This window comes from Salinarimonas sp. (genome assembly GCF_040111675.1).
Taxonomy (GTDB): domain Bacteria; phylum Pseudomonadota; class Alphaproteobacteria; order Rhizobiales; family Beijerinckiaceae; genus Salinarimonas.
Map to the genome: position 1 here is coordinate 1,146,256 of NZ_CP157794.1, position 24,357 is coordinate 1,170,612.

General features: G+C 71.0%; 21 protein-coding genes. 11 read left to right on the forward strand and 10 right to left on the reverse strand.

The window, feature by feature from the left end; all coding sequences use genetic code 11:
• Positions 1-118 precede the first annotated feature (118 nt).
• Both ABL310_RS05315 and ABL310_RS05320 read left to right on the forward strand, forming a co-directional pair.
• Positions 119-1,813: a PAS domain S-box protein gene (locus ABL310_RS05315; protein WP_349370659.1), complete on the forward strand. Its 1,695-nt coding sequence runs from the start codon at positions 119-121 to the stop codon at positions 1,811-1,813.
• A gap of 82 nt (positions 1,814-1,895) precedes the next feature.
• On the forward strand, positions 1,896-2,936 hold the full coding sequence (locus ABL310_RS05320; protein ID WP_349370660.1) for a cysteine synthase A: 1,041 nt from the start codon (positions 1,896-1,898) through the stop codon (positions 2,934-2,936).
• 281 nt (positions 2,937-3,217) lie between these two features.
• Here ABL310_RS05320 and ABL310_RS05325 read toward each other — a convergent pair whose 3' ends face one another.
• On the reverse strand, positions 3,218-4,090 hold the full coding sequence (locus tag ABL310_RS05325) for a branched-chain amino acid aminotransferase (RefSeq protein ID WP_349370661.1): 873 nt from the start codon (positions 4,088-4,090) through the stop codon (positions 3,218-3,220).
• A 133-nt stretch (positions 4,091-4,223) separates the two neighbouring features.
• The gene (locus ABL310_RS05330) at positions 4,224-4,712 is read right to left on the reverse strand and encodes a BA14K family protein (RefSeq protein ID WP_349370662.1); all 489 of its coding nucleotides are present in this window, start codon (positions 4,710-4,712) and stop codon (positions 4,224-4,226) included.
• Between the two features lie 227 nt (positions 4,713-4,939).
• On the opposite strand from ABL310_RS05330, the gene gshB reads away from it, so the two are divergent.
• Complete coding sequence (gene gshB / locus ABL310_RS05335) at positions 4,940-5,884, forward strand: glutathione synthase (protein ID WP_349370663.1); 945 nt, start codon at positions 4,940-4,942, stop codon at positions 5,882-5,884.
• Between the two features lie 10 nt (positions 5,885-5,894).
• Here the strand turns inward: gshB and ABL310_RS05340 are convergent, their stop codons facing one another.
• Entirely contained in the window at positions 5,895-6,815 is a 921-nt protein-coding gene (locus tag ABL310_RS05340; protein ID WP_349370664.1) for a hypothetical protein, read from the reverse strand.
• Between the two features lie 329 nt (positions 6,816-7,144).
• Here ABL310_RS05340 and dnaK point away from each other — a divergent pair, with 329 nt between their 5' ends.
• From dnaK to ABL310_RS05355, 3 genes are all read left to right on the forward strand, one after another.
• The gene (gene dnaK / locus ABL310_RS05345) at positions 7,145-9,067 is read left to right on the forward strand and encodes a molecular chaperone DnaK (RefSeq protein ID WP_349370665.1); all 1,923 of its coding nucleotides are present in this window, start codon (positions 7,145-7,147) and stop codon (positions 9,065-9,067) included.
• A gap of 191 nt (positions 9,068-9,258) precedes the next feature.
• Positions 9,259-10,413, forward strand: a complete 1,155-nt coding sequence (gene dnaJ / locus ABL310_RS05350; RefSeq protein ID WP_349370666.1) for a molecular chaperone DnaJ — start codon at positions 9,259-9,261, stop codon at positions 10,411-10,413.
• A gap of 67 nt (positions 10,414-10,480) precedes the next feature.
• On the forward strand, positions 10,481-11,092 hold the full coding sequence (locus ABL310_RS05355) for an rRNA adenine N-6-methyltransferase family protein (protein WP_349370667.1): 612 nt from the start codon (positions 10,481-10,483) through the stop codon (positions 11,090-11,092).
• 102 nt (positions 11,093-11,194) lie between these two features.
• Here ABL310_RS05355 and ABL310_RS05360 read toward each other — a convergent pair whose 3' ends face one another.
• The 6 genes from ABL310_RS05360 to ABL310_RS05385 all read right to left on the reverse strand — a co-directional run bounded on the left by ABL310_RS05360 (position 11,195) and on the right by ABL310_RS05385 (position 17,289).
• Positions 11,195-12,706, reverse strand: coding sequence for a tripartite tricarboxylate transporter permease (locus ABL310_RS05360; protein ID WP_349370668.1), 1,512 nt, complete (start codon positions 12,704-12,706; stop codon positions 11,195-11,197).
• A 1-nt stretch (position 12,707) separates the two neighbouring features.
• On the reverse strand, positions 12,708-13,160 hold the full coding sequence (locus ABL310_RS05365) for a tripartite tricarboxylate transporter TctB family protein (RefSeq protein WP_349370669.1): 453 nt from the start codon (positions 13,158-13,160) through the stop codon (positions 12,708-12,710).
• Positions 13,161-13,225: 65 nt separating this feature from the next.
• Positions 13,226-14,065 carry a 3-keto-5-aminohexanoate cleavage protein gene (locus ABL310_RS05370; RefSeq protein ID WP_349370670.1) on the reverse strand — a complete coding sequence of 280 codons (840 nt, stop codon included), beginning with the start codon at positions 14,063-14,065 and terminating at the stop codon, positions 13,226-13,228.
• Between the two features lie 124 nt (positions 14,066-14,189).
• Entirely contained in the window at positions 14,190-14,636 is a 447-nt protein-coding gene (locus ABL310_RS05375; protein ID WP_349370671.1) for a gamma-glutamylcyclotransferase family protein, read from the reverse strand.
• A 9-nt stretch (positions 14,637-14,645) separates the two neighbouring features.
• A complete protein-coding gene (locus tag ABL310_RS05380; RefSeq protein ID WP_349370672.1) occupies positions 14,646-16,646 on the reverse strand; it encodes an acetyl/propionyl/methylcrotonyl-CoA carboxylase subunit alpha in 2,001 nt (666 codons plus the stop codon).
• Between the two features lie 106 nt (positions 16,647-16,752).
• Positions 16,753-17,289: a hypothetical protein gene (locus ABL310_RS05385; protein ID WP_349370673.1), complete on the reverse strand. Its 537-nt coding sequence runs from the start codon at positions 17,287-17,289 to the stop codon at positions 16,753-16,755.
• A gap of 241 nt (positions 17,290-17,530) precedes the next feature.
• Between ABL310_RS05385 and ABL310_RS05390 the strand changes: the two genes are divergently transcribed.
• Together ABL310_RS05390 and ABL310_RS05395 are read left to right on the forward strand one after the other, a co-directional pair.
• A complete protein-coding gene (locus ABL310_RS05390; protein ID WP_349370674.1) occupies positions 17,531-18,451 on the forward strand; it encodes a VOC family protein in 921 nt (306 codons plus the stop codon).
• Between the two features lie 11 nt (positions 18,452-18,462).
• Positions 18,463-19,065, forward strand: coding sequence for an alpha/beta hydrolase (locus ABL310_RS05395; RefSeq protein ID WP_349370675.1), 603 nt, complete (start codon positions 18,463-18,465; stop codon positions 19,063-19,065).
• Positions 19,066-19,123: 58 nt separating this feature from the next.
• On the opposite strand, the gene ABL310_RS05400 is transcribed toward ABL310_RS05395, so the two are convergent.
• Positions 19,124-21,028, reverse strand: a complete 1,905-nt coding sequence (locus ABL310_RS05400) for a PhoX family phosphatase (protein ID WP_349370676.1) — start codon at positions 21,026-21,028, stop codon at positions 19,124-19,126.
• Positions 21,029-21,318: 290 nt separating this feature from the next.
• On the opposite strand from ABL310_RS05400, the gene ABL310_RS05405 reads away from it, so the two are divergent.
• From ABL310_RS05405 to ABL310_RS05415, 3 genes are read left to right on the forward strand one after another with little or no spacing between them, the layout of a single operon-like run.
• The gene (locus tag ABL310_RS05405; protein WP_349370677.1) at positions 21,319-22,428 is read left to right on the forward strand and encodes an inositol-3-phosphate synthase; all 1,110 of its coding nucleotides are present in this window, start codon (positions 21,319-21,321) and stop codon (positions 22,426-22,428) included.
• Positions 22,425-23,255 carry a histidine phosphatase family protein gene (locus ABL310_RS05410; protein ID WP_349370678.1) on the forward strand — a complete coding sequence of 277 codons (831 nt, stop codon included), beginning with the start codon at positions 22,425-22,427 and terminating at the stop codon, positions 23,253-23,255. Before ABL310_RS05405 ends, ABL310_RS05410 begins: the two co-directional genes overlap by 4 nt.
• Complete coding sequence (locus tag ABL310_RS05415; RefSeq protein WP_349370679.1) at positions 23,252-24,355, forward strand: glycosyltransferase; 1,104 nt, start codon at positions 23,252-23,254, stop codon at positions 24,353-24,355. Before ABL310_RS05410 ends, ABL310_RS05415 begins: the two co-directional genes overlap by 4 nt.
• Positions 24,356-24,357 lie beyond the last annotated feature (2 nt).

Below are 24,357 nucleotides of genomic sequence, written 5' to 3' on the forward strand. Positions count from 1 at the left end.
CAAGGCTGCGCTGTTGACATGAGCGCGACACCGAGTCGGAATGGTCGTGTTTTCCATCCGGAAGACGTGATTTTTCGCAAGACCAAGCTGAAATTCACGGCTCGCAATGGACGTCTCGGTGCAGGATCTGTTGGACGCGATCGCCGAGCCGGCCGCGCTCGTGGACGGGGCCGGCGCGTTCCTCGCCGGGAACGCCGCCTACGCGATCGCGGCGCGCCCGCCGGCTCTGTGCGCGTCCGGCGCCGCGACCCTCGCCTACGGTCCGGAGGCGGACGACGCGCGCACGCGCGCCATCGCGGCGCTCGCGGAAGCGGGGCACGCGGCCTGCGAGTACGTGCAGCCGGCCGATCCGCCGCGCCACGCGCGCATCGAGGTTTCGCGTCTCGCGAGCGGCGCGATCCTCGCCCGCTATCGGGAGACCACCACGGAGCGCCGCGCCGTCGCGGAGGCCGCCCGCCTCGCGGCGCGCCTCGAGGCGATCCGCGACGCGTCCTCCGACGCGATGATCAGCATCGACGCGGCCGGTCGGGTGCTCGACGCCAACGGGGCGGTCGAGACCCTGTTCGGCTACGGGCCCGACGAGCTCATCGGCGAGAACGTCGCCAAGCTGATGCCGGAGGCGGACGCGAGCCGCCACGACGGCTGGATCTCCGCTTTTCTCGTGACCGGCAGGGCGAAGATCATCGGGCGCGAGCGCATCGTGGAGGGGCGGCACAGGAGCGGCGCCGCCGTCCCCGTGCGCCTGACCGTGCGCGAGACCGTGGTCGCGGGGGAGCGCGTGTTCGTCGGCCTGCTGCGGGACGTGAGCGACGTTCGGCGCGCCCACGAGGCGCTCGATCGCAGCGAGACCAGCTTCGAGCTCGCCCTCGAGGCGGGCCGGCTGGGCTCGTTCGACATCGATCTCACGCGCGAGACGATTCGCGCGGACGCGCGCTTCCGCGCCGTGTTCGGGTTCGCGCCCGACGCCGCGATCCGCTGCGCGGACCTCGCCCAGCGGCTCGTGCCGGAGGACATGGCGCGCCTGCAGGCCCAGGTGCACGCGGCGGCGAACGGAGCCGACCTGGATTTCGAGGCGCGGGCGCGGCGCGTCGACGGCGCCGAGGTCTGGATCGCCATGCGCGGGCGGGTCGCCTGCCGGGACGCGGCCCTGCATCTCGTCGGCGTCGCCGGCGACATCACGGAGCGCAAGGAGGATCAGGCGCGACGCCTGCGCGCCGAGCGCGACCGCTACGTCATCGGCGAGATGCGCCACCGCATCAAGAACCTGTTCACCATGGTCAGCGCGATCCTCAACCTGTCCGTTCGCGGCCACCCCGAGGCGCTGCCGTTCAAGCGCGCCGTGGAGAGCCGCCTCGCCGCGCTCGAAGCGGCGCAGGCGCGCCTGGCGGAATCGGGCTGGCGCGCGACGACCTTCGGCGAGATCGTCGCATGCGAGCTGGAGCCCTTCCGCGACCGCATGGCGGATTTCGACATGAGGGGCGGCGAGATCGCGATCGACGGCCACGCGGCGCAGATCCTGGCCATGATCGTGCACGAGCTGGGGACCAACGCCGCGAAGCACGGCGCGTTGAGCCTCGCGTCCGGACGGATCGCCGTGGCCTGCACGTGCGAGCAGGACCGCCTGGTGTTCACCTGGCGCGAGACGGGGGGGCCGGCGGTCTCGCCGCCGACGCACGCCGGTTTCGGCTCGACCGTGATCGGGCGCATGGCGGAGCGCTTTCTCGACGCGGCGGTCGAGGCGCGCTTCGATCCCGCCGGGCTGTCCTATCGCCTCTCGATGCCGGCGGCGCGGGTCATGCCCAAAAGCACGTGAACTGCCGTGAAAATACAAAATCCTCGCGCAAGGACGTGAAACGCGGTATCACCATCGGCCACGCGGTTCACGGGGTCAGGACATGATCAGCAAGGGCATCGTCGACGCCATCGGCAACACGCCGCTCATCCGCTTGAAGGGGCCGTCGGACGCCACCGGGTGCGAGATCCTCGGCAAGGCCGAGTTCATGAATCCCGGCCAGTCGGTGAAGGATCGCGCGGCGCTCGCGATCGTTCGCGACGCGGAGGAGAAGGGCCTGCTGCGCCCCGGCGGCGTCATCGTCGAGGGGACGGCGGGCAACACCGGCATCGGTCTCGCGCTCGTCGGCAACGCGCTGGGCTACCGCACGGTGATCGTCATTCCCGAGACGCAGAGCCGGGAGAAGAAGGACATGCTTCGGCTCGCCGGCGCGGAGCTCGTCGAGGTGCCGGCGGTCCCCTACAAGAACCCGAACAATTACGTGAAGGTGTCCGGGCGCCTCGCCGAGCGGCTGGCGAAGGAGGAGCCGAACGGGGCGATCTGGGCGAACCAGTTCGACAACGTCGCCAACCGGCTGGGCCACTACCGTACCACCGGGCCGGAGATCTGGGAGCAGACCGGCGGGGAGGTCGACGCCTTCGTCTGCGCCGTCGGCACGGGCGGCACGCTCGCCGGCGTCGGCATGGCGCTCAAGGAGCGCGACCCCACCGTGATGATCGGCCTCGCCGATCCGATGGGCGCGGCGCTCTACTCCTACTACACGACGGGTGAGCTGAAGGCCTCGGGCTCGTCGATCACGGAGGGCATCGGCCAGGGCCGCATCACCGCCAACCTGGAGGGCGCGCCGGTGGACGTCGCCTTCCAGATCCCGGACGAGGAGGCGATCCCGATCGTGTTCGATCTGCTGGAGACGGAAGGGCTGGTTCTCGGCGGCTCCTCGGGAGTCAACGTCGCCGGCGCGATCCGCCTCGCCCGCCATCTCGGGCCCGGGCACACGATCGTGACGATCCTGTGCGACTACGGTACGCGCTATCAGTCCAAGCTGTTCGACCCGGCCTTCCTGCGCGAGAAGGGCCTGCCGGCGCCGGCCTGGCTTGAGCGTGACAGCGCGATCGACCCGGGACTCGTGCCCGTGGAGGGCTGACGGGCTCGGGACCGCCGGGCGGCTCATTCGATGTCGACCGTCGTGCCGTCGGCGTCGACAGGCACGCCGGAGGGCTGATCCGGACCGATCCCGACGCCGACGCCGAAGCCGCCGTTCGAGCCCCTCTCGCCGTTCCACGGCCGCGACCCGCGTCAGAGCGCGGGGCATCACAATTGCTCCTCTTCTCGTGCCGAGATGAGGACGGTGATCGCGCCATGAAAGACTCCGCGCCCCGGATGCGCTCCGGGGCGCTGCAAACAATCCGTGAGAGCGGATAAGGATCAGGCGGCCTTCACGCCGGAATGCGCGAATTCCCAGTACATGTCCCGCGCCTTGCGGGCGAACGGACCGGGCTGCAGCTCCCGGTCTTCGATCTTCACCACGGGCGTGATCTTCGAATAGTTGCCCGACATGAAGATCTCGTCGGCCGCGAGGAAGTCGTCGTAGGTCAGCGTCGTCTCCCGCACGGTCGCGCCGCTCTCGCGCAGGAGCGCGATGACGCGCTGGCGGGTGATCCCGTTGAGGAAGGTGCCGTTCGGGGCCGGGGTGAGCACCTCGCCGCCGCGGGCCATGAAGATGTTGGCGGTCGCGGTCTCGGCGACGTTGCCCAGCATGTCGAGGACGAGCGCGTTGTCGAAGCCTTGGTCCATCGCGTCCTTCAGGGCGCGGGCGTTGTTGGGGTAGAGGCAGCCCGCCTTGGCGTCCGTCGGCATCGTCTCGAGGGAAGGGCGGCGGAACTTGCTCTTGGTGATGCGCGCGCCCTTGCCCGGCGGCGGCAGCGGCGCCTCGAACAGGCACAGGCAGAAGCCGATGTCGTCCGGGTCGGGCAGGATGGTCGACGGGCCTTCGCCGACGCCCCAGTACATCGGCTTGACGTAGAGCGCGACGTCGCCGCCGAACTTCTTCGCGCCGTCCTGCGTGAGCCCGACGATCTCCTCGGCCGACATGGTGGGGTTCAGCCCCAGCGTCCGCGCGGAGCGGTTGACGCGCTGGGCGTGCAGGTCGATGTCCGGCGCCGTGCCCTCGAACACGCGCGCGCCGTCGAACACCATGGAGGCAAGCCAGGCGGCATGAGTGCGCGGACCCATGATGCCGGGATTGCCTTCGTGCCAGTCGCCCTCGAAATAGGTCCAGGTCCGCGAGAACTGCGCCACGGCCGCTTCCTCCTCACACGAATTGGTCAGTGCTTCTGCCCGATCGAAGCCCGCGCCGTTCCGCGCGTCAACTCGGAAAAGCGCGGGGCGGCGATGACAAAAGCCGATCGTTCGGATCAGCCGGGCTGATGGGTCACGGGATCCGGCAGTAGTGCCGCCGGCCGTCGTAGCCGAGGAAGGTGAAGCTGTGCGGGTCGAACGAGCGGTACTTGCGCGCGCAATAGGCGATCGCGTCGGCGTCGCCGTAGCGCACGCGCGGCGCGCGCCGCACCGGCGGCTGCGGCACGGTGAGCGCCTGGCCGAGGATCGCGCCGGTGGCGAGCCCGATGATGCCGGCGGCCACCGCCGCGCCGGGATCGTAGGGCCGGTAGAGGTCGCGCGGGTAGCGGTGCCGGTAGACCCGGCGAGGATGGTAGGCGTAGCCGTCGTAATGGCGGCGGCGGTCGTAGTAGACGGGCCCGCGATAGGCCTCGACGTGGAACGAGATGCCGGGATGGCCGCGATCGTAGCTCGGGCTCGCGTACCAGACGCCGCGGCCCTCGGCGGCGGCGGGGGAGGCGGCGCCGAGGGACGCCGCTGCGAGCGCCGCGGCGGCGAGGAGGGTGAGGAGGAGGTTTCGCATGGTCTGACGCCTCTTCGTTGCCCGCGCGATCGGGTCCCCCACCGCGATCCTCGTGACCGTTCTGTCGCCGGTCGCGCGTCGGAGATGCAGCATACCATCGATGGCGAAGCGGCCCAAGCGAGGCGGAGGACCCGCGCCCGCGGCGGGGGAGGGCGGCTCGCCCGGCGCTTCCCGTCCGCCGTCCGCCTCGCTATGGTCCGGCCCTCCGAACCCGAGGACGAACGCCCATGCCCCTCACCGTCGCGGTCCAGATGGACCCCATCGAGCACATCAAGATCTCCGGCGACACGACGTTCGCCCTGCTGCTCGAGGCGCAGCGGCGGGGGCATGCGCTCGTCTACTGGACGCCGGACAAGCTCTCGATGCGCGAGGGGCGGGTGGTCGCGGGGGTGCGGGACCTGACGGTGCAGGATGTCGAGGGCGCGCATTTCACGCTCGGCGAGGCGCGGCGCGTGGCGCTCGAGGACGCGGTCGACGTGGTGCTGATGCGCCAGGACCCGCCCTTCGACCTCGCCTACATCACGGCGTCCCACCTGCTCGAGCGCGTCCACCCGAAGGTGCTCGTCGTCAACGATCCGCACCACGTGAGGAACGCGCCGGAGAAGATCTTCGTCACCGAGTTCCCGCACCTGATGCCGCCGACCCTGATCTCCCGCGACAAGGCGGAGATCGAGGATTTCCGCCGCGAGCACGGCGCCGTGGTGATGAAGCCGCTCCACGGCCACGGCGGCGCGGCGGTGGTGCGGCTGATGCCGGACGACCCGAATTTCGGCTCGCTGTTCGACCTGTTCTCCGTGACCTTCCGCGAGCCCTGGGTGATCCAGAAGTTCCTGCCGCGCATCACCGAGGGCGACAAGCGCATCCTCCTCGTCGACGGCGAGGCGCGGGGCGCGGTCAACCGCGTGCCGGCGACGGGCGACATCCGCTCCAACATGGTCCGCGGCGGGGGCGCGGTGGCGACGTCGCTCAGCGACGAGGAGCGCGAGATCTGCGAGACGATCGGGCCACACCTGAAGCGGATGGGGCTGATCCTGGTCGGCATCGACGTGATCGACGGGCTCCTCACCGAGATCAACGTCACCTCGCCCACCGGCGTGCGCGCCGTGAAGAGCCTCGGCGGCCCGGACGTCGCGGTGGACGTGTGGGACGCGATCGAGGCGAAGCGGGGCTGACGCCCCGTCCTCAATTGTCCTGCGGCAGGATCGACAGCGGCGCGGCGCCGGGGGCGGCGTCTGTCTCGGCGCCCGCGGCGGCGGGCGGGGGCAGGAAGCCGAGGCGCTGCTGGAGGAGCGCGGCGCGGGCCTGGGTGAAGCGCGCCGCGCACAGGCCGTGCGCTTCCTCGCCGGCGAAGCGGGCGCAGGCGGTGACGCGCTCGGCCGAGAAGCCGGCCTGCTCGGCGAGCACGGCGCGCAGCGCGTCGCCGTCGGAGCGCTCCGTCATCATCCGGTAGGCGGCGCGCACGTCCTCGTCCGCCTCGGCGCGGTCGCGGGCGATGCGCTCGGGGTCGGTCGGCAGCGCCTCGGGCTCGGGTCCCCACATCCCGTTCGGGTCGACCCGGCAATCCGCGGCCTCGAAGGTGCAGAAGCCCTCGTGCGCGACGAGGGCGGCGTCGGAGAACAGGGTCAGCACCACCGGGCAGGCCGGGGCGGCGAGCCGGTAGCGGGCGTAGCGTCCGAGCGACGGTACGGGCTCCAGCCGTACGCCGCCGGCCGCCTCGTCCGCGATGGTGACGCGGCAGATCTCCTGCGCGTCCGTGACGCCGCGGCCCTCCAGCGTCAGCGTCGCGGCGAGGCCGCCATCGGCCCGGGAGAGGCGCAGCTCGCCCTCGCGCGCGTCGCGCCGCAGGGTGAGCTGCGTGACGTCGGCCTGCGGCGCGGGGGCTGTGGCGCCCGCGGGCGGCGAAGGCGCGGCCGGATCGATCGGCTGCGGCCCGGCGGGCGCTGTGGGCGCCGTCGGCGCGTCCGGCGCCTGCGGGGCCGGCAGCTCGGGGACGCTCAGGGGCGGCAGGTTGAACTGCGCGCCCGGCAGCTCGAGCGGCTGGCCCGAGGCGGAGCCGGCGGCGAACAGGGCCAAAAGCGCGACGAAAGGCGCGGAAGCGGGCATGCGAGGCAAGTACGGGACCCGTCGTCGACGATGGAGCCGCGACCCTACGCGCGCGCCGCGCGGGAGTCCATCGGAAGGAAGTCCGTCCCAGACCCTTCCGCCGAGCAGATCGCGCCCCGCTCGCCCTTGAACGGCCGCGTCCGGCGGCCCATGTCCCGCCTTGCGGCGTGATTTGGGCGAGCCTATATCAGCCGCGATCCGAACGGGGCTGGTTCGGGGCGCCGAGCGCGCCGCGCGGGCCGGCTCCAGCCGACAGTTTGCAGTGAAGTCAGCCATGGGCCGAGTCGCTACGGGGCTCGGCGGTCTGCTTGAAAGTGAGGGATCCCGCCATGGGTAAGGTCATCGGTATCGATCTGGGCACGACGAACTCCTGCGTCGCGGTGATGGAGGGGTCGAACCCCAAGGTCATCGAGAACGCCGAGGGCTCGCGCACGACGCCCTCGATCGTCGCCTTCACCGACGAGGGCGAGCGCCTCGTCGGCCAGCCGGCCAAGCGCCAGGCCGTCACCAATCCGGAGCGCACCTTCTTCGCGATCAAGCGCCTGATCGGGCGCACCTTCGAGGATCCGACGACGAAGAAGGACCAGGATCTCGTCCCCTACAAGATCGTCCGCGGCGGCAACGGCGACGCCTGGGTCGAGTCGGACGGCAAGCAGTATTCGCCCTCGCAGATCTCCGCCTTCACCCTTCAGAAGATGAAGGAGACGGCGGAAAGCTATCTCGGGCAGCCGGTCACCCAGGCGGTGATCACCGTTCCGGCCTACTTCAACGACGCCCAGCGTCAGGCCACCAAGGACGCCGGCAAGATCGCCGGCCTCGAGGTGCTGCGCATCATCAACGAGCCGACGGCGGCCGCGCTCGCCTACGGCCTCGACAAGAAGCAGACCGGCACGATCGCGGTCTACGATCTGGGCGGCGGCACCTTCGACATCTCGATCCTCGAGATCGGCGACGGCGTGTTCGAGGTGAAGTCGACCAACGGCGACACCTTCCTCGGCGGCGAGGACTTCGACATGCGCGTGGTCGAGTACCTCGCGGCGGAGTTCAAGAAGGAGCAGGGCATCGACCTGACCAAGGACAAGCTTGCGCTCCAGCGCCTCAAGGAGGCCGCCGAGAAGGCGAAGATCGAGCTCTCGTCCACGACGCAGACCGAGATCAACCTGCCCTACATCACCGCCGACCAGACCGGGCCGAAGCACCTCGCGCTCAAGCTCTCGCGCGCCAAGTTCGAGAGCCTGGTCGACGACCTGATCCAGCGCACCGTCGAGCCCTGCCGCAAGGCGCTCAAGGACGCGGGCCTCTCGGCCGGCGAGATCGACGAGGTGGTGCTCGTCGGCGGCATGACCCGCATGCCGAAGGTGCAGGAGACGGTGAAGGGCTTCTTCGGCAAGGAGCCGCACAAGGGCGTCAACCCGGACGAGGTCGTCGCCATCGGCGCCGCGGTCCAGGCCGGCGTGCTCCAGGGCGACGTCAAGGACGTGCTGCTGCTGGACGTCACCCCGCTCTCGCTCGGCATCGAGACGCTGGGCGGCGTGTTCACCCGCCTGATCGACCGCAACACCACGATCCCGACCAAGAAGTCCCAGGTCTTCTCCACGGCGGAGGACAACCAGAACGCCGTGACGATCCGGGTCTTCCAGGGCGAGCGCGAGATGGCGGCGGACAACAAGCTGCTCGGCCAGTTCGATCTCGTCGGCATCCCGCCGGCCCCGCGCGGCGTGCCGCAGATCGAGGTCGCCTTCGACATCGACGCCAACGGCATCGTCAACGTCCAGGCCAAGGACAAGGCGACCGGCAAGGAGCAGGCGATCCGGATCCAGGCCTCCGGCGGCCTCACCGACGCCGACATCGAGAAGATGGTCAAGGACGCCGAGGCCCATGCGGCCGAGGACAAGAAGCGCCGCGAGCTGGTCGAGGCGAGGAACCAGGGCGAGGCCCTGGTCCACTCCACCGAGAAGTCGCTGAAGGATTACGGCGACAAGGTCTCGGAGGACGACCGCCAGGGCATCCAGACCGCGATCGACGCGCTGCGCGAGGCGCTCGGCGGCGAGGAGCTCGAGACCATCAAGTCGCGCACCAACGACCTGATGCAGGCCTCCATGAAGCTCGGCGAGGCCATGTACAAGGCTCAAGCAGAGCAGGGCGAGGCCGGCGCCGAGGGTGGTGAAGGCGGCGAGCAGAAGAGCGACGAGGACGTCATCGACGCCGACTTCCAGGAGGTCGACGACGAGGACAAGAAGAAGCGCGCGTGATCCGCGCGCGCGCATGAACGGCGCCGCGTCCGATCGAGCCTTCCGGCTCGGCGGGCGCGGCGTCCGCGTGTCCCCCCGCGGGACGCGTTCCGACCCCGAGCGCGGCCCGGGTCCCAGCCCCGCGCCGCTCGCCGCCACACCCCGCGAGGTCCACCCGCGAGGCGGCGATCTGACCGAAGGCACCGGCCCCGATGTCGAAGCGCGACTATTACGAGATCCTCGGCGTCGAGAAGACGGCTGACGAGAAGGTTCTGAAGAGCGCCTTCCGCAAGCTCGCGATGCAATGGCACCCGGACCGGAACCCGGGCAACGCCGAGGCCGAGCTGAAGTTCAAGGAATTGAACGAGGCCTACCAGGTCCTTTCCGATCCGCAGAAGCGCGCGGCCTACGATCGCTTCGGCCACGGCGCGTTCCAGGGCGGCGGGGGGCCGGGCGGCGGCCCGGGCTTCGGCCCGGACTTCTCCGACTTCATGTCGGACATCTTCGAGAACTTCTTCGGCGAGGGCGGTCCCCGGCGCGGCGGGCGCGGCGGCGGCACGGGCCGCGAGCGCGGGGCGGACCTGCGCTACAATCTCGAGATCACGCTCGAGGACGCCTTCAAGGGCAAGACCGAGGATCTCAAGATCCCCACCGCCATCGCCTGCGAGGCCTGCGGCGGCTCGGGCGCGAAGCCGGGCTCGAAGCCCAAGACCTGCGGCACCTGCAACGGCTACGGCCGCGTGCGGGCGACGCAGGGCTTCTTCACCATCGAGCGCACCTGCCCGACCTGCCTCGGCCGCGGCGAGGTGATCGACGATCCCTGCGAGATCTGCCAGGGCGCCGGGCGCGTCACCCGCGAGCGGACGCTCTCGGTCAACATCCCGGCCGGCGTCGAGGAAGGCACCCGCATCCGCCTCGCCGGAGAGGGCGAGGCCGGCCTGCGCGGCGGGCCCGCCGGGGACCTCTACATCTTCCTGTCGATCGCGCCGCATTCCTTCTTCCAGCGCGACGGAGCGGATCTTTTCGCGCGCGTACCCATTCCCATGGCGACCGCGGCGCTCGGCGGCGAGGTGACCGTGCCCGTCATCGACGGCTCCGACGCGCGGGTGAAGATCCCGGAGGGGACGCAGACGGGCAAGCAGTTCCGTCTGCGCGGAAAGGGCATGCCGGTTCTGCGTTCGCGCGACTTCGGCGACCTCTACATCCAGGTCGTCATCGAAACGCCGCAGAACTTGACGAAAAGGCAGAGGGAGCTCTTGCGCGAATTCGAGTCGGAGTGCTCGCGCGACACTCATCCGGAGAGCCACGGCTTCCTCAACCGCGTACGCGAGTTCTTCGACGGTCTCGGCGGTTCGGGCCGGGCTTGACGCGACAAGGCGTCGTTGATCTAAACGGGCGCCCGGTGAGCCGGGCCGTTGCAGAAGGGATTCGCGCGTGCTGCCTCAGTCTCATCGGCAACCGCAGAAGAAGGCTCCGATCAAGCTCGACGACGAGGCGCGCTTCCTGCGCTCCTGGATCGAGCGGCCGCTCGTCACCGGCGCGGTGACGCCGTCGGGCAAGCTTCTGGCGAAGACGATGGCGGCCTACGTCGATCCGCGGATGTCGGGCCCCGTCGTCGAGCTCGGCCCCGGGACCGGCCCCGTCACGGACGCGCTCCTCGCCCGCGGCGTCGAGCAGGAGCGGCTCGTCCTCGTCGAGTTCAACCCGGATTTCTGCCGGTTGCTGAAGGCCCGCTTTCCGCGCGCCACCATCGTCCAGGGCGACGCCTACGACATCCGCACCACGCTCGGCGAGCTGATCGAGACGCCGTGCGCGGCGACGATCTCCTCGTTGCCCCTGTTCACCAAGCCCGTCGAGCAGCGCCTCGCCCTCCTGCGCGCCGCCCACGACCTCTCGCGTCCCGGCGCGCCCTTCGTGCAGTTCACCTACGCGGTGGTGCCGCCGATCCCCAAGCAGCCGAGCGAGTACACCGCGACGCCCTCCCAGCGCATCTGGCTGAACCTGCCGCCCGCAAGGGTGTGGGTGTATCGCCGGCCGGGGGCCTGATCCGCCGTCGAGCGACGGAGGCGGCCGCCCTCTTCCCGCAGGGGAGGTTTGCCGCGGCGTCGCCGCGGACCGGAGGGGAGGGCGCCCGCGCCCACCACCCGGCTATCCCTCCACCGTCTCCACCTTCGTGGGCCTGCGCGGCCTCAGGCTCGCCCACAGCGCCCAGGCCAGCAGCAGCCCCGCCGCGGCGAAGAGGCCCGCCGCGATGGGCGTCTCGACGAGCGCCGTGACGTCGCCGCGGGAGAGGAGGAGGGCGCGGCGCAGGTTCTCCTCGAAGGTGGGGCCGAGGATGAAGCCGATGAGCAGCGGCGCGGGCTCGAAGCCGAGCAGGCGCAGGCCGTAGCCGACGACGCCGAAGACGAGGGCGAGGCCGACGTCGAAGACGTTGTTCGAGATGGCGTAGACGCCCACGCAGATCAGCACGACGATGGCCGGGTAGAGCAGCTGGTAGGGGATGCGCAGGAGCCGCACCCAGATGCCGATCAGCGGGATGTTGAGGATCAGAAGCAGGACGTTGCCGATCCAGAAGCTCGCGACGAGGCCCCAGAACATGTCCGGATGCGTCGTCATCAGCTGCGGGCCGGGCTGGATGCCGTGGATCATCAGGGCGCCGAGCATGAGCGCCATGGTGGCGGAGCCCGGGATGCCCATGGTCAGCGTCGGGATGAACGCGGTCTGGGCGGCGGCGTTGTTGGCGCTCTCGGGCGCCATGATCCCCTCGATGGCGCCCTTGCCGAAGCGCGCGGGATCGCGGCCGACGCGCTTCTCCACCGCATAGGCGATGAAGGCGGCGATGGTCTGGCCGGTGCCGGGCAGCGTGCCGAAGATCGAGCCGATCGTGGTGCCCCGTGCCGTCGGGGCGAGCGAGGCGCGCGCCTCCGGGCGCGTCGGCAGCATGGAGCGGAAGGGGATCTTCTTCGCCGTCATCGAGCCGGTCGAGGCGCGGATCGAGGCGATCACTTCCGAGAGGCCGAACAGGCCCATGGCCAGCGCGATCAGGCTGATGCCGTCGCGCAGGTCCGGGATGCCGAGCGTGTAGCGCGCGTAGCCCGAATTGATGTCGGTGCCGACGAAGCCGAGCAGCAGCCCGAGCACCACCATGGCGATGCCCTTGACCGGCGAGCCCTGGCCGACGGCGGAGGCGGCGATGAGGCCGAGCGTCATCACCGCCACGTATTCCGCCGGGCCGAAGGCGAGGGCGAAGGCGGCGAGCGCGGGCGCGAAGAAGGTGAGGACCACGATGCCGATCGTGCCCCCGACGAAGGAGGCCATCGTCGTCATGAACAGGGCGACGCCGGCGCGGCCCTGCTTCGCCAGCGGATGACCGTCGAGGCAGGTGACGGCGGCGGACGGCGTGCCGGGGAGGTTGAGCAGGATCGAGGCGATGGAGCCGCCGTATTCCGCGCCGTAATAGACGCCGGCCAGCATCACGAGCGCCGTCGTCGGCTCGAGGTAGAAGGTGACGGGCAACAGCATCGAGACGGCGGCCAGCGCGCCGATGCCGGGCAGGACGCCGATGAAGGTGCCGAGGAAGACGCCGACGAAGCAGTAGAACAGGTTCGTGGGCGTCAGCGCCGTGGCGAATCCGAGCGCGAGGTTGGCGAGGAGATCCATCTCAGAACGGGCTCCGCCAGAGCATGATGGGGAGCCTCAGCGCCTCGACGAAGACGAGCCAGGCCATGGCGGCGAGGAAGGCCGCGAGGAGGAGGGCGGGCAGGGGTCGCGAGCGCCCGTCGCCGAGCGCGCTCGTCAGCACCGCGGCGGCGACGGCCGGGAGCAGGCCGAAGCGCGCCATCACCAGCCCGAACACGCCCATGGCGCCGATCACGGCGAGGAACGGCCGCCACTCGATCGGCGGCAGCGGCCCGCCCGCGCGGCGCAGGGCGGGAACGGCGATGAGCAGGCCGAGCGCGATGGCGACGAGCGAGACGGCGAGGGGCAGGTAGCCTGGCCCCATCCGCCGCGCGTCGCCGAGCGGCAGGTCGAGCGCGCCCGCCGCGAAGGCGAGTCCCACGGCCACGAAGACGAGGCCCCCGATCACGTCTCGCCAGTCCGCCCGGGGGGCCACGTCCGTCCTCCAGCTGGTTCGGCGCCACACGCCCCGTGCGCGCCTCGCCTGCCGCTTACTTAACGTCAGCGACCTTCGATACCCCACAGCGAGCGCAGCGCGATCGCATCCCCGATGCGCAGGCCCGCGCAGGTGAGCGCCTGGGCCTGCGCAGCCACGACGGCGCCGTTGTCCGGCGCGGTCTCGCCGTTCGGTAGGACGAAATTGTTCTCGAAGCCGCAGCGGACGTGCCCGCCCAGCAGGCCCGCCAGCACGCCGCAGCCGGACTCGCGCGGGCCGAAGGCGCAGACCATGAAGTCGCGGAAGAGGTCGCTGCAGCTCTCGATCATCGGCACGAGCTCGGCCGGCTTGGCGATGGTCGGAGGCGTGGTGTAGCGCCCGCCGACGAAGAGGACCGAGGTGGTGCGCCCGTCGATGACCCGCGCCTGCACCCAGCGCGCCAGCCGGTCCGCGTCGCCGCGGTCGAACGCGATGATCTGCGGGGCGATGCGCTCGGCCTCGCAGAAGGCGAGGAGGTCGGAGAGGCGCTTCGCGTCGCTCTCCTGGGGCGCGATCTCCCGCAGCGCGACCGAGACGGCCTCGGGCTTGACCGCCTTGACGACGGCGACCTGCTCCTCGGGCGCGTACATGCCGATCGATTCGGTGGTGATCTGGATCACCATGCGCGGGCCGACGGCGTCGCGCACGGCGGCGATCGCGTCGCGGTAGAGGCCGGGATCGAGGCTGTGGCGCCCCTGCGCATCGCGCACGTGGAGATGGATCATGGCCGCGCCGGCGGCCTGGGCGGCCCGGGCCGCGGCCGCGCTCTCCTCGATCGTGATCGGCAGAGCCGGATGATCGGCCTTCGAGCGGCGTCCGCCGTTCGGCGCGACCGCGATGAAGGTCGGGGGATACAGATCCGTCATGGCTCGCTCGCTCGCTGCGCTTCCCATTCCGTATTTTCCCCTATCATGCGCCAAGCCGCGCTTCGGAGAAAGGCCGGAAAGCGCTCAATCGTACAGATGCCGACGCGCGGAACGCGCGTGCGCCTCATCTCGCCCCGCGAACGCGCGCGGTTTCGGGATGCAGCAGACGCAGTGCCGCGCAGTAGGAGCCGGGCAGTCCCGCCGCCTCGGCCGCGGCGACGACCGATTCGAGATAGCCGGGCTGGGGCGTGCCGCCTTCGCTCGGGCGCCCGACATAGACGATCGCCCGCCGCGAGCCCTTGTCGGTCACCACCGGCTGGACGACCTTCGTGTAGAGGCCGGTGTGGAGGCTCTCGTAGCGGTCGAGGGCCGGCACGTCGCGCAAGGCGAGCTCCCAGAGCACGCCCCAGACGGCGCCGTGCGGCGCGCGGGCGACCGAGGCCCAGCCCTCGCGCATGATCACCACGCGGTGGCGCATGAGCCGCGCGAGGCCGACCGGCGTCGAGGCCGGGCAGCGCGCGGCCATCTGCGCGCGGTCCATGTTGGAGCCGTAGGCGAAATAGAGCGGCATCGGGCGCGATCAGGCGAACTCGAGGATCACCGCGTCGACGGCGAGGCTGTCGCCCTCCTTGGCGTGGATCGCCTTGACCGTGCCGTCGCGCTCGGCGCGCAGCACGTTCTCCATCTTCATGGCCTCCACCACGGCGAGGGGCTCGCCCGCCTTCACCTCCTGGCCGACGCCCGCCATCAGGGCCTTGACGAGGCCGGGCATCGGGCAGAGCAGCTGCTTCGAGGTGTCCGCCTCCTTCTTCTCGGGCATCAGCTCGACGAAGCGCGCCTCGGCGGCGGTGAAGACCTTGGCCTCGGCGGAGGCGCCCTGGTGCTGGAGGAAATGGCCGTTGAGGATCGGGCGCACCTGCACCGCGATCGCCACCCCGCCGACGAGGCCCGACCAGACGGGCTCGCCCGGCCGCCAGGCCGAGATCACGGGATAGGTCGAGCCGTCGGCGAAGCCGACCATCACCGTCTCGCCCTCCTCCTCGAGGGTCACGTCGAAGCGCTCCTTGCCGAGCATCACGACCCGCGAGCGCGCGACGTGGAGCTGGCGCCCGTGCATCTGGCCGGTGATGGTGCGCTTGCGCCTGGCCTCCAGGAAATCGATCCAGGCCGCGACGGCGGCCATGCGCGTCGCGACGACGCCGTCGGGCGCCGGAGCCTTGAAGCCCTCGGGGAATGCCTCGGCGATGAAGGCCGTCGACAGCGCCCCCTCGCGCCAGCGCGGATTCTGCATGATGGCGGTGAGGAAGGGGATGTTGTGGCGGATGCCGTCGATGGCGAAGGCGTCGAGCGCGCGGGCCTGGGCGTCGATCGCGGCCTCGCGGGTGGGGGCGTGGGTGACGAGCTTGGCGATCATCGGATCGTAGAAGATCGAGATCTCGCCGCCTTCCTCGAAGCCGGTGTCGTTGCGCACGCTCACCCCGTCCACCGTGCCTTCCGCCGGCGGCTGGTAGATGGTGAGGCGCCCCGTCGAGGGCAGGAAGTTGCGCGTCGGGTCCTCGGCGTAGATGCGGCTTTCGATCGACCAGCCGTTCAGCTGGACGTCGTCCTGGGCGTAGCGCAGCGTCTCGCCCGCCGCGACGCGGATCATCTCCTCGACGAGGTCGATGCCGGTGATCATCTCGGTGACCGGATGCTCGACCTGGAGGCGGGTGTTCATCTCCAGGAAGTAGAAGGACTTGTCCTGCCCCGCCACGAACTCGACCGTCCCGGCCGAATCGTAGCCCACCGCCTTGGCGAGCGCGACGGCCTGCTCGCCCATCTCGCGGCGCGTCTGCGGGTCGAGGAGCGGGGAGGGCGCCTCCTCGACGACCTTCTGGTTGCGGCGCTGGATCGAGCATTCGCGCTCGGAGACCCAGATGCAGTTGCCGTGCTTGTCGCCCAGCACCTGGATCTCGATGTGGCGCGGCTGGGTGATGAACTTCTCGACGAAGACGCGGTCGTCGCCGAAGGAGGACGCCGCCTCCGAGCGGGCGCGGGCGAAGCCTTCCGCCACCTCGTCCCGCGAATGGGCGATGCGCATGCCCTTGCCGCCGCCGCCGGCCGAGGCCTTCAGCATCACGGGAAAGCCGATCTCCTCGGCGATGGCGACCGCATGCTCCGGGCTCTCGATCACCCCGAGGAAGCCCGGCACGGTGGAGACCTTCGCCTCGGCCGCGGCCTTCTTCGATTCGATCTTGTCGCCCATGGCGGCGATGGCGCGGGGATTGGGGCCGATGAAGACGATGCCCGCGGCGGCGAGCGCCTGCGGGAAGGCCTCGCGCTCGGAGAGGAAGCCGTAGCCCGGGTGCACCGCCTGCGCGCCCGTGCGCTTGCAGGCCTCCACGATCTTGTCGATGACGAGATAGCTCTCGGAGGCCGCGGCCGGGCCGATGTGCACGGCCTCGTCGGCCATGTCGACGTGGACGGCGTCGCGATCGGCGTCGGAATACACGGCGACGGTCCGGATGCCCATGCGGCGGGCGGTCTTGATGACCCGGCAGGCGATTTCGCCGCGGTTGGCGATCAGGATCTTGTCGAACATGGACGGGCGGGCCTCGGGCGTTACTGGCGATGAGACGCCTCAGCTTGTAGCCACCCGAAACCCGGTCCGTCCACGCCTCTTTCGATCTAGAGCCGCTCGGCGCGCGTCACGCGGCGCGCGCCCCGGACTTTCCCTCGGGGCGCGCGGCGACCTCCTCGCCGCCTTCGGCCTCCAGAACGTCGCGCAGGCGCATCACCCCGCGACGCATGACGAAGACGAGAAGCGTCTCGTCGACGCGCTTGGCCTCGCGCACCATCTGGGCGATCGCGCGCCGGGCGTTCTCGGAGGGGCCGCCGCACGCATTGGCGGCGGTGACGAGCCAGCGCGCGGTCTTGCCGTCGACGTAGCCCGTGGGGCGCGCGCCCCAGACCGCGAAGTCGACGAGAAGCGCCGTGAACAGGTCGCTCCAGGCGGCCTCGACGGCCTCGTCGGCGCGCTTCACCGCGCGGTCGAGCGCGATCAGCACGTCGGCCTCCTCGCGGGCGGAGATGCCGATCTCGAGGACGAGATCCGAGAGCCGCTTGACGTCTGCGGCGGTCATCGCGCCCGCTTCGCAGATCTCGTCGGCAAATCGACGCAAATCGTCGTGAATCATGTTTGACGCCTCCCCGGTCTTGTTCTCGGGACCGGTGTGTTGTTCCATGCGAGAACTGTGCGCCAGGTGACTTGGCGAGGCGTTAATCCGAAACCGTCAACGCGCGTTCAGGTTAAGCGTGTCTCGCCCGGCATGGTTTTCGGCGCGTTGACGAGACGCAGCGAAGGCCTGGCGTCTACCTTTGCGTCGACGCAAGGACCCGCTTTCCGTGCTCGCTTTCTGCTTTCGCTCTCGCATATTCTGAGGCAAGCGAGGGCGCAGGACGCGCCCACCCCTACGGAGATGCGCCATGACGAGCAGCGGTCTTCACCATGTCACCGCGATTTCCGGCGAGGCCCGCCGCAATCGCGACTTCTACGCCCGCATCCTCGGGCTCCGTCTCGTGAAGAAGACGGTCAATTTCGACGATCCCGGCACCTACCACCTCTATTTCGGGGACGAGGCCGGCGCGCCCGGCACGATCCTCACCTTCTTCCCCTGGGCGAATGCCGCGCGGGGCCGGGAGGGTGCGGGCGAGACGCGGGAGACCGCGTTGCGCGTCCCGCGGGAGGCGATCGGCTTCTGGGTCGCGCGCTTCGTCGAGCTCTCGGTCGATCACGACACGCCCACGACGCGCTTCGGCCGCCCCGTCCTGACCTTCCGCGACCCCGACGGCATGCGTCTCGCGCTCGTCGGCGTCGAGGGGGTCGAGGCCGAGCCGGCCTGGACCACGGAGGACATCGACGCCGCCCACGCCATCCGCGGCTTCGACGGCGTGACGCTGGAGGTGCCGGCGCTCGAGGGCACGGCGCGGGTGCTCACCGAGGTGTTCGGCTTCCGGGAGAGCGCGCGCGAGGGGAACCGGGTGCGCTACGAGGGCGCCGCGCCGCTCGGGGCCGCGGTCGAGCTGGTCGAGAGCGCGGCCGGGCGTCCGCGGCTCGGGGCGGGCTCGGTCCATCACGTCGCCTTCCGCGCCGCCGACGACGCGGCGCAGGCGGCGATGGCGGACGCGCTCGCCGGCATGGGCCTGCCGACGACCGAGCAGAAGGACCGCAACTACTTCCGATCGGTCTATTTCCGCGAGCCCGGCGGCGTGCTGTTCGAGATCGCCACCGACGATCCGGGCTTCGCCGCGGACGAGCCGGCGGAGAGCCTCGGCGCCGCCCTGAAGCTGCCGCCCGTCCTCGAGCCGCAGCGCGCGCGGATCGAGGCCGTGCTGCCGCCCCTGTGAGGAGACGAACGATGGCCGACCTCTCCTTCGTCCACGCGCACGCGCCGGGCGATGCGGCGCGCGCGCCCCTTCTGCTCCTGCACGGGACCGGCGGAAACGAGCACGACCTCGTGCCTCTCGTCGCCGAGATCGCGCCGGGGCGGGCCTACGTCTCGCCGCGCGGCAAGGTGCTGGAGAACGGCATGCCGCGCTTCTTCCGCCGCTTCGCGGAAGGCGTCTTCGACGAGGCGGACGTACGCGCCCGGGCGGGCGAGCTCGCCGGCTTCGTGGCCGAGGCGCGCGACGCCTACGGGCTCGCGGCGCCGGTGGCGGTGGGGTTCTCGAACGGCGCCAACATCGCGGCGGCCTTGCTCTACCTCCACCCGGAGGTCCTTGCCGGCGCGGTGCTCTGGCGCGCGATGACCCCGCTCTCGACGCCGCCGGAGGGGCGCCTCGACGGCAAGCGGGTCCTGATCGCGAGCGGGCGCATGGACCCGATCGTGCCCGCCGCCGACGCGGCGAACCTCGCCGCGGCCCTGTCGGGAGCGGGGGCGGAGGTGGCGCACGAGGCGCTGCCGACGGGCCACGGGCTGACCCGCGCGGACCTGGATCTCGCGCGAGCGTTCCTGGGGTAGTCTCGCGAAAGGACCCGGCGCGCCGTTGCCGACGCGCCGGGTCACGTCTGTCGGCGCGTCAGCCGATCAGCCCGCCGTCCTCGCGCTTGATCGCGATGACGCTGGAGCGGGGCAGCTTGCCCTCGCCGTCCGGGAAGGGCGCGCCCGGGTGCTGGATGCCGACGAACATCGTGCGGCGGTCCGCCGACCAGCACAGGCCCGTCACCTCGCAGCCGTGGGGGCCGGTGAGGAAGCGCCGGATCTCGCCGGTGACGGGATCGCCCGCGAGCATCTGGTTGTTGCCCATGCCGACGAAGTCGCCCTCGTTGTCGTCGTCGCCGTCGGTCTGGATCCAGACGAGGCCGGCCGTGTCGATGACCATGCCGTCCGGCGAGTTGAACAGGTTGCCGGGGTTGATGTTCGGCGAGCCGGCATAGGCGTCCGAGTGGACGGTCGGGTTGCCGGCCATCACGTAGAGATCCCAGGTGAAGCCCTCGGCGGCGTGATCCCCGCCCTCGGGACGCCAGCGCACGATCTGGCCGTAATGGTTGACCTCGCGCGGGTTCGGGCCGTTGACCGGGGTCGGGTCGCCGCCGGCATTCGCCTTGACGCCGCGGTTGCGGTTGTTGGTGAGGCAGCAATAGACCTCGGGCGAGAGGCCGTTCACGGCGACCCACTCCGGACGGTCCATCGTCGTGGCGCCGAGCTTCGAGGCGGCCATGCGGGTGAAGATGGCGATCTCGGCCTCGTCCATGTCCGTCGCCTCGGGCGTCAGCGCGACCCAGCGGCCGGTCTGGTCGTCGGCGAAGACCGCGACGTAGAGCTGGCCGACGTCGAGCAGGGTCGAGGTGTCGCCGCCCGGCACGTAGATGTCGCGCGAGACGAACTTGTAGAGGAACTCGCCGCGCTCGTCGTCGCCCATGTAGACGACCACGCGGCCGTCCGGCGCGAGCGCGACGGCGGCGTTCTCGTGCTTGAAGCGGCCGAGCGCCGTGCGCTTCACCGGCATCGCGTCCGGGTTCGCCGGGTCGATCTCGACGACCCAGCCGGCGCGGTGCGGCTCGTTCGGGTTCTTGAACGTATCGAAGCGGGCGTCCCACTTGTGGTAGTCATAGCCCCAGCCGTCCGGGCCGATGCCGTAGCGGGCGTAGCCGTCCACGAGGGCGTTGGGCTTCTGATCCTGCACCGGCTCGGTGGAGCCGAAATAGCCGTTGAAGTTCTCCTCGCAGGTCAGGTAGGTGCCCCAGGGGGTCTTGCCCGAGCCGCAATTGTTCATCGTGCCGAGCGACATCGTCCCCGTCGGGTCGGCGTCGGTCTTCATCAGGTCGTGGCCGGCCGCCGGGCCGGAGATGCGCATCGGCGTGTTGTGCGTGATGCGGCGGTTGTAGGGGCTGTCGACGACGACGTCCCAGCCGTTCTCGCCCTCGGCGATCTCCATCACCGTGACGCCCTGCAGGTTCTGCAGCTTGAGCACGTCGGCGGCGTCGCGCGGCACGCCGTCGGTCGCCTGCGGCAGGTTGACCTTGCGGTTGGCGTATTCGCTGTTGATCGCGATCACCGTCCGGTCGCCGATCAGGAACAGCTCCATGCCATCGGTGTTCTCGCCGAAGATCTTGTCCGAATCCTCGACCGAGCCGCCGGTCTCGTGGTCGAACTCGGCGACGCCCGAGAACAGCGGGTCGCCCCAGCGCACCAGCGTCCGCCAGGTGTAGCCCTCGGGCACGTGCACGGTGCCGTCCGTCGCGATCGGGATCGCCTCGAAGGCGAATCGCGAGGTCTGCTGCGCCTTCGCGGTCGACGGGGCGACCAGAGCGCCGGCGCCCATCACGGCCGCGGCGGAGCCGAAGGCCAAGACGCCGCCGAGGAACCCGCGGCGGGAGATGGCGCGCTCGACGACGCGGTCGAACTCGCTTTCCTCGGGACGGGGAAAGTTCTTCTCGTCCCACTCGTCGGCGGAGATCTCGTTGAGGTCGATGTCTTTCATGGACGGCTTCCCAGCATGGCTCGCCATCCGCCGGGCCGGCGGCCCCGCGCGTGGCGTCTCGTTTCGAACGGCTGCAAGCTGGACCGGGAGCGTGACGCCTGGATGACACGACGCGGCGGCCGTTCCGCGCGCCGTCGGCTCCAACGGCGACAAAGTTTCCTCGCGATGCGACAACGATCCGCCCCCGGTCCTGGAACAAAGCCGGCGTCTCAAGCGTAGCGCCTCCCGAACGGGGATCGCGAGCCGCGCACCCCGCGTGCGCTCCGCTCGCCGAACGAGGAGGATGTCTCATGGCCGCTGGCACCGTGCGCGTCGGAGTGGTCGGCGTCGGCAATTGCGCGAGCGCCTTCCTCCAGGGCCTGAGCTTCTATGAGAGCGCCGCCGCGAACGAGCCGATCCCCGGCCTCATGCACGCCGATCTCGGCGGCTATCGCGTGCGCGACATCGTCGTCTCCTGCGCCTTCGACGTCACCGCCGGGAAGGTCGGGCTCGACCTCGCCGAGGCGATCCACGCCGCGCCGAACGACACGCTGCGCTTCGCCGACGTGCCGAAGACCGGCGTCACGGTGGCCCGCGGGCCGACGCTGGACGGGCTCGGACGCTATCTGCGCGCCCGCGTCGCCGAATCGGAGGCGCCCGTCGCCGACGTCACCGAGGCGCTCAAGCGGACGGAGACGGAGGTGCTCGTCTCCTACCTGCCCGTCGGCTCGCAGAAGGCGGCCGAGTTCTACGCCGAGCGGGCGATGGAGGCGGGCTGCGCCTTCGTCAATTGCATGCCGGTCTTCCTCGCCTCGAACCCGGACTGGCGCCGCCGCTTCGCGCAGGCCGGCGTGCCGATCATCGGCGACGACATCAAGAGCCAGGTCGGCGCCACCATCACCCACCGGGTGCTGACGAACCTCTTCCGCGAGCGCGGCGTGCGGCTCGACCGTACCTACCAGCTCAACGTCGGCGGCAATGCGGACTTCGAGAACATGCTCGAGCGCGATCGGCTCGAATCGAAGAAGATCTCCAAGACCCAGGCCGTCGACAGCCAGCTCGGCACGCCGATGAACCCTGACGACATCCACATCGGACCCTCTGACCACGTCCCCTGGCTCGGCGACCGCAAGGTCGCGCATATCCGCATGGAGGGCACCGCCTTCGGCAATGCGCCGATCTCGCTCGAGATGCGCCTCGAGGTCTGGGACAGCCCCAACTCGGCGGGCATCGTCATCGACGCCGTGCGCTGCGCCAAGATCGCGCTCGACCGCAAGCTCGCGGGCGCGGTGGTGGGACCGTCCTCCTATTTCATGAAGTCGCCGCCGCGCCAGTTCACCGACGCCGCGGCCCACGACCGCACCGAGGCGTTCATCGCCGGCGACGAAGACGACGACGCGACCGGGCCGACGCTGCAATGAGCCTGCTCGTCCTCCATCTCGTGCGCCACGGCGCCCACGACGGGACGCCCGGAACGCTCGCCGGGCGCGATCCCGCGGTCCGGCTGTCGCCGGAGGGGCGCGCCGAAGCGCAGACGCTGGCGAAGAGCCTCGAGGGGCGCCCGCTCGCGGATGTGGTCGCGAGCCCGCAGCCCCGCACGGTGGAGACGGCGGAGATCCTCGCCCGCGGGCGCGGCGTTACCATCGACGCGGCGCTCGACGAGATCGATTTCGGCCCCTGGGCGGGGCGGTCCTTCGCCGAGCTCGAGGACGACCCGCTGTGGCGCCGCTGGAACGCGGAGCGCGACACGGCGCAGACGCCCGCGGGCGAGCGCATGGCCGACGTGGCGGACCGCGTCGAAGGGCTCGTCGCCGCGCTCCGCGACGATCGTCCCGACGGCGCCGAGATCGCCCTCGTCACGCATTGCGACGTCGTTCGCGCGGTGCTCTGCCGGGCGCGGGGGCTGCCCTTCTCTCGGGTGTTCGAGACGGAGATCGACACCGCGAGCCGCACCACGCTCGCCCTCGGTGGGGACGGCGCGCGGGTGCTGGTGGTGAACCACAAGCCGGGCGGTTCCGCTGTCATCCCGGATTGCGAAGCAAGTCCGGGACCCAGAACCGCCGACGCGTCCTCGCGCGCGGTTTCCGCGCGCGCGCCTCGACCGTACGGCGCGGCGCCGGCTCGCGATGCGGCGCCTGCGCCGCAAGACGGCGGTCGCGGTCATGGGTCCCGGATCGCCTTCGGCGTCCGGGATGACACGCGAGGACCCGACTCCAATCCCCCCCTCCCGGGAGCGCGCAGCCCATGAAGCTCGTCGTCTTCGGACTGACCGTCTCGTCCTCCTGGGGCAACGGCCACGCGACGCTCTGGCGGGGGCTGATCTCGGCGCTGGCGGCCCGGGGCTGGTCGGTGACGTTCTTCGAGCGCGACGTCGCCTATTATCGCGAGCACCGCGACCTCGCCGAGATCCCCGGCGGGACGCTCGCGCTCTACGACGACTGGGCCGAGGCGCGGGCGAAAGCGCAGGCCGCTCTCGCGGAGGCGGACGTCGCCATGGTGACGTCCTACTGCCCCGACGGCGTCGCGGCGGCGGAGCTCGTGCGGGCGGCGGGGCGGCCGCTCAAGGTGTTCTACGACATGGACACGCCGGTGACGATGGCCCGCCTCGCCCGCGGCGAGCCGGTGGCGTACATCGGCGAGGAGGGGCTGACGGGCTTCGATCTCGCCCTGTCCTTCACCGGCGGGCCGGCGCTGACCGCGCTGTCCGACCGGCTCGGCGCGCCGCTCGCTTTGCCGCTCTACGGCCATGTCGACCCGGACGTGCACCGCCCGGCGGAGGGCGCGCGCAAGCTCTACGACCTGTCCTATCTGGGCACCTGGGCCGCCGATCGGCAGGCGGCGCTCGAGGAGCTGTTCGTGCTGCCCGCGCGCATGCGCCCGGACCGGCGCTTCGTGATCGCCGGCGCGCAATATCCGGACACGTTCCCCTGGTGCGACAACATCTTCTTCATGCGCCACCTCGAGCCCGCGCAGCACCCGGCCTTCTACGGCTCCTCGCGGCTGACGCTCAACGTCACCCGCGAGGCCATGGCGCGGATGGGCCATTGCCCCTCCGGCCGGCTGTTCGAGGCCGCGGCCTGCGGCGCGGCGATCCTCACCGACGCTTGGGAGGGCCTCTCCGAGGTGTTCACGCCCGGCGAAGAGATCCTCGTCGCCCATGACGGCGCGGATTCGCTGCGCGCGATGGAGCGCACGGATGCCGAGCTCGCCCGCATCGCCGAGGCCGCCCGCGAGAAGGTGCTCGCCCGCCACACCTCGGCGAAGCGCGCCGAGGATCTGGAGGCCGCCTTCGCCACGGCCCGGGCCTCCGCCTCCGTGCGCGCGGGCGCACGCCAGCCGGGGGAGTGAGC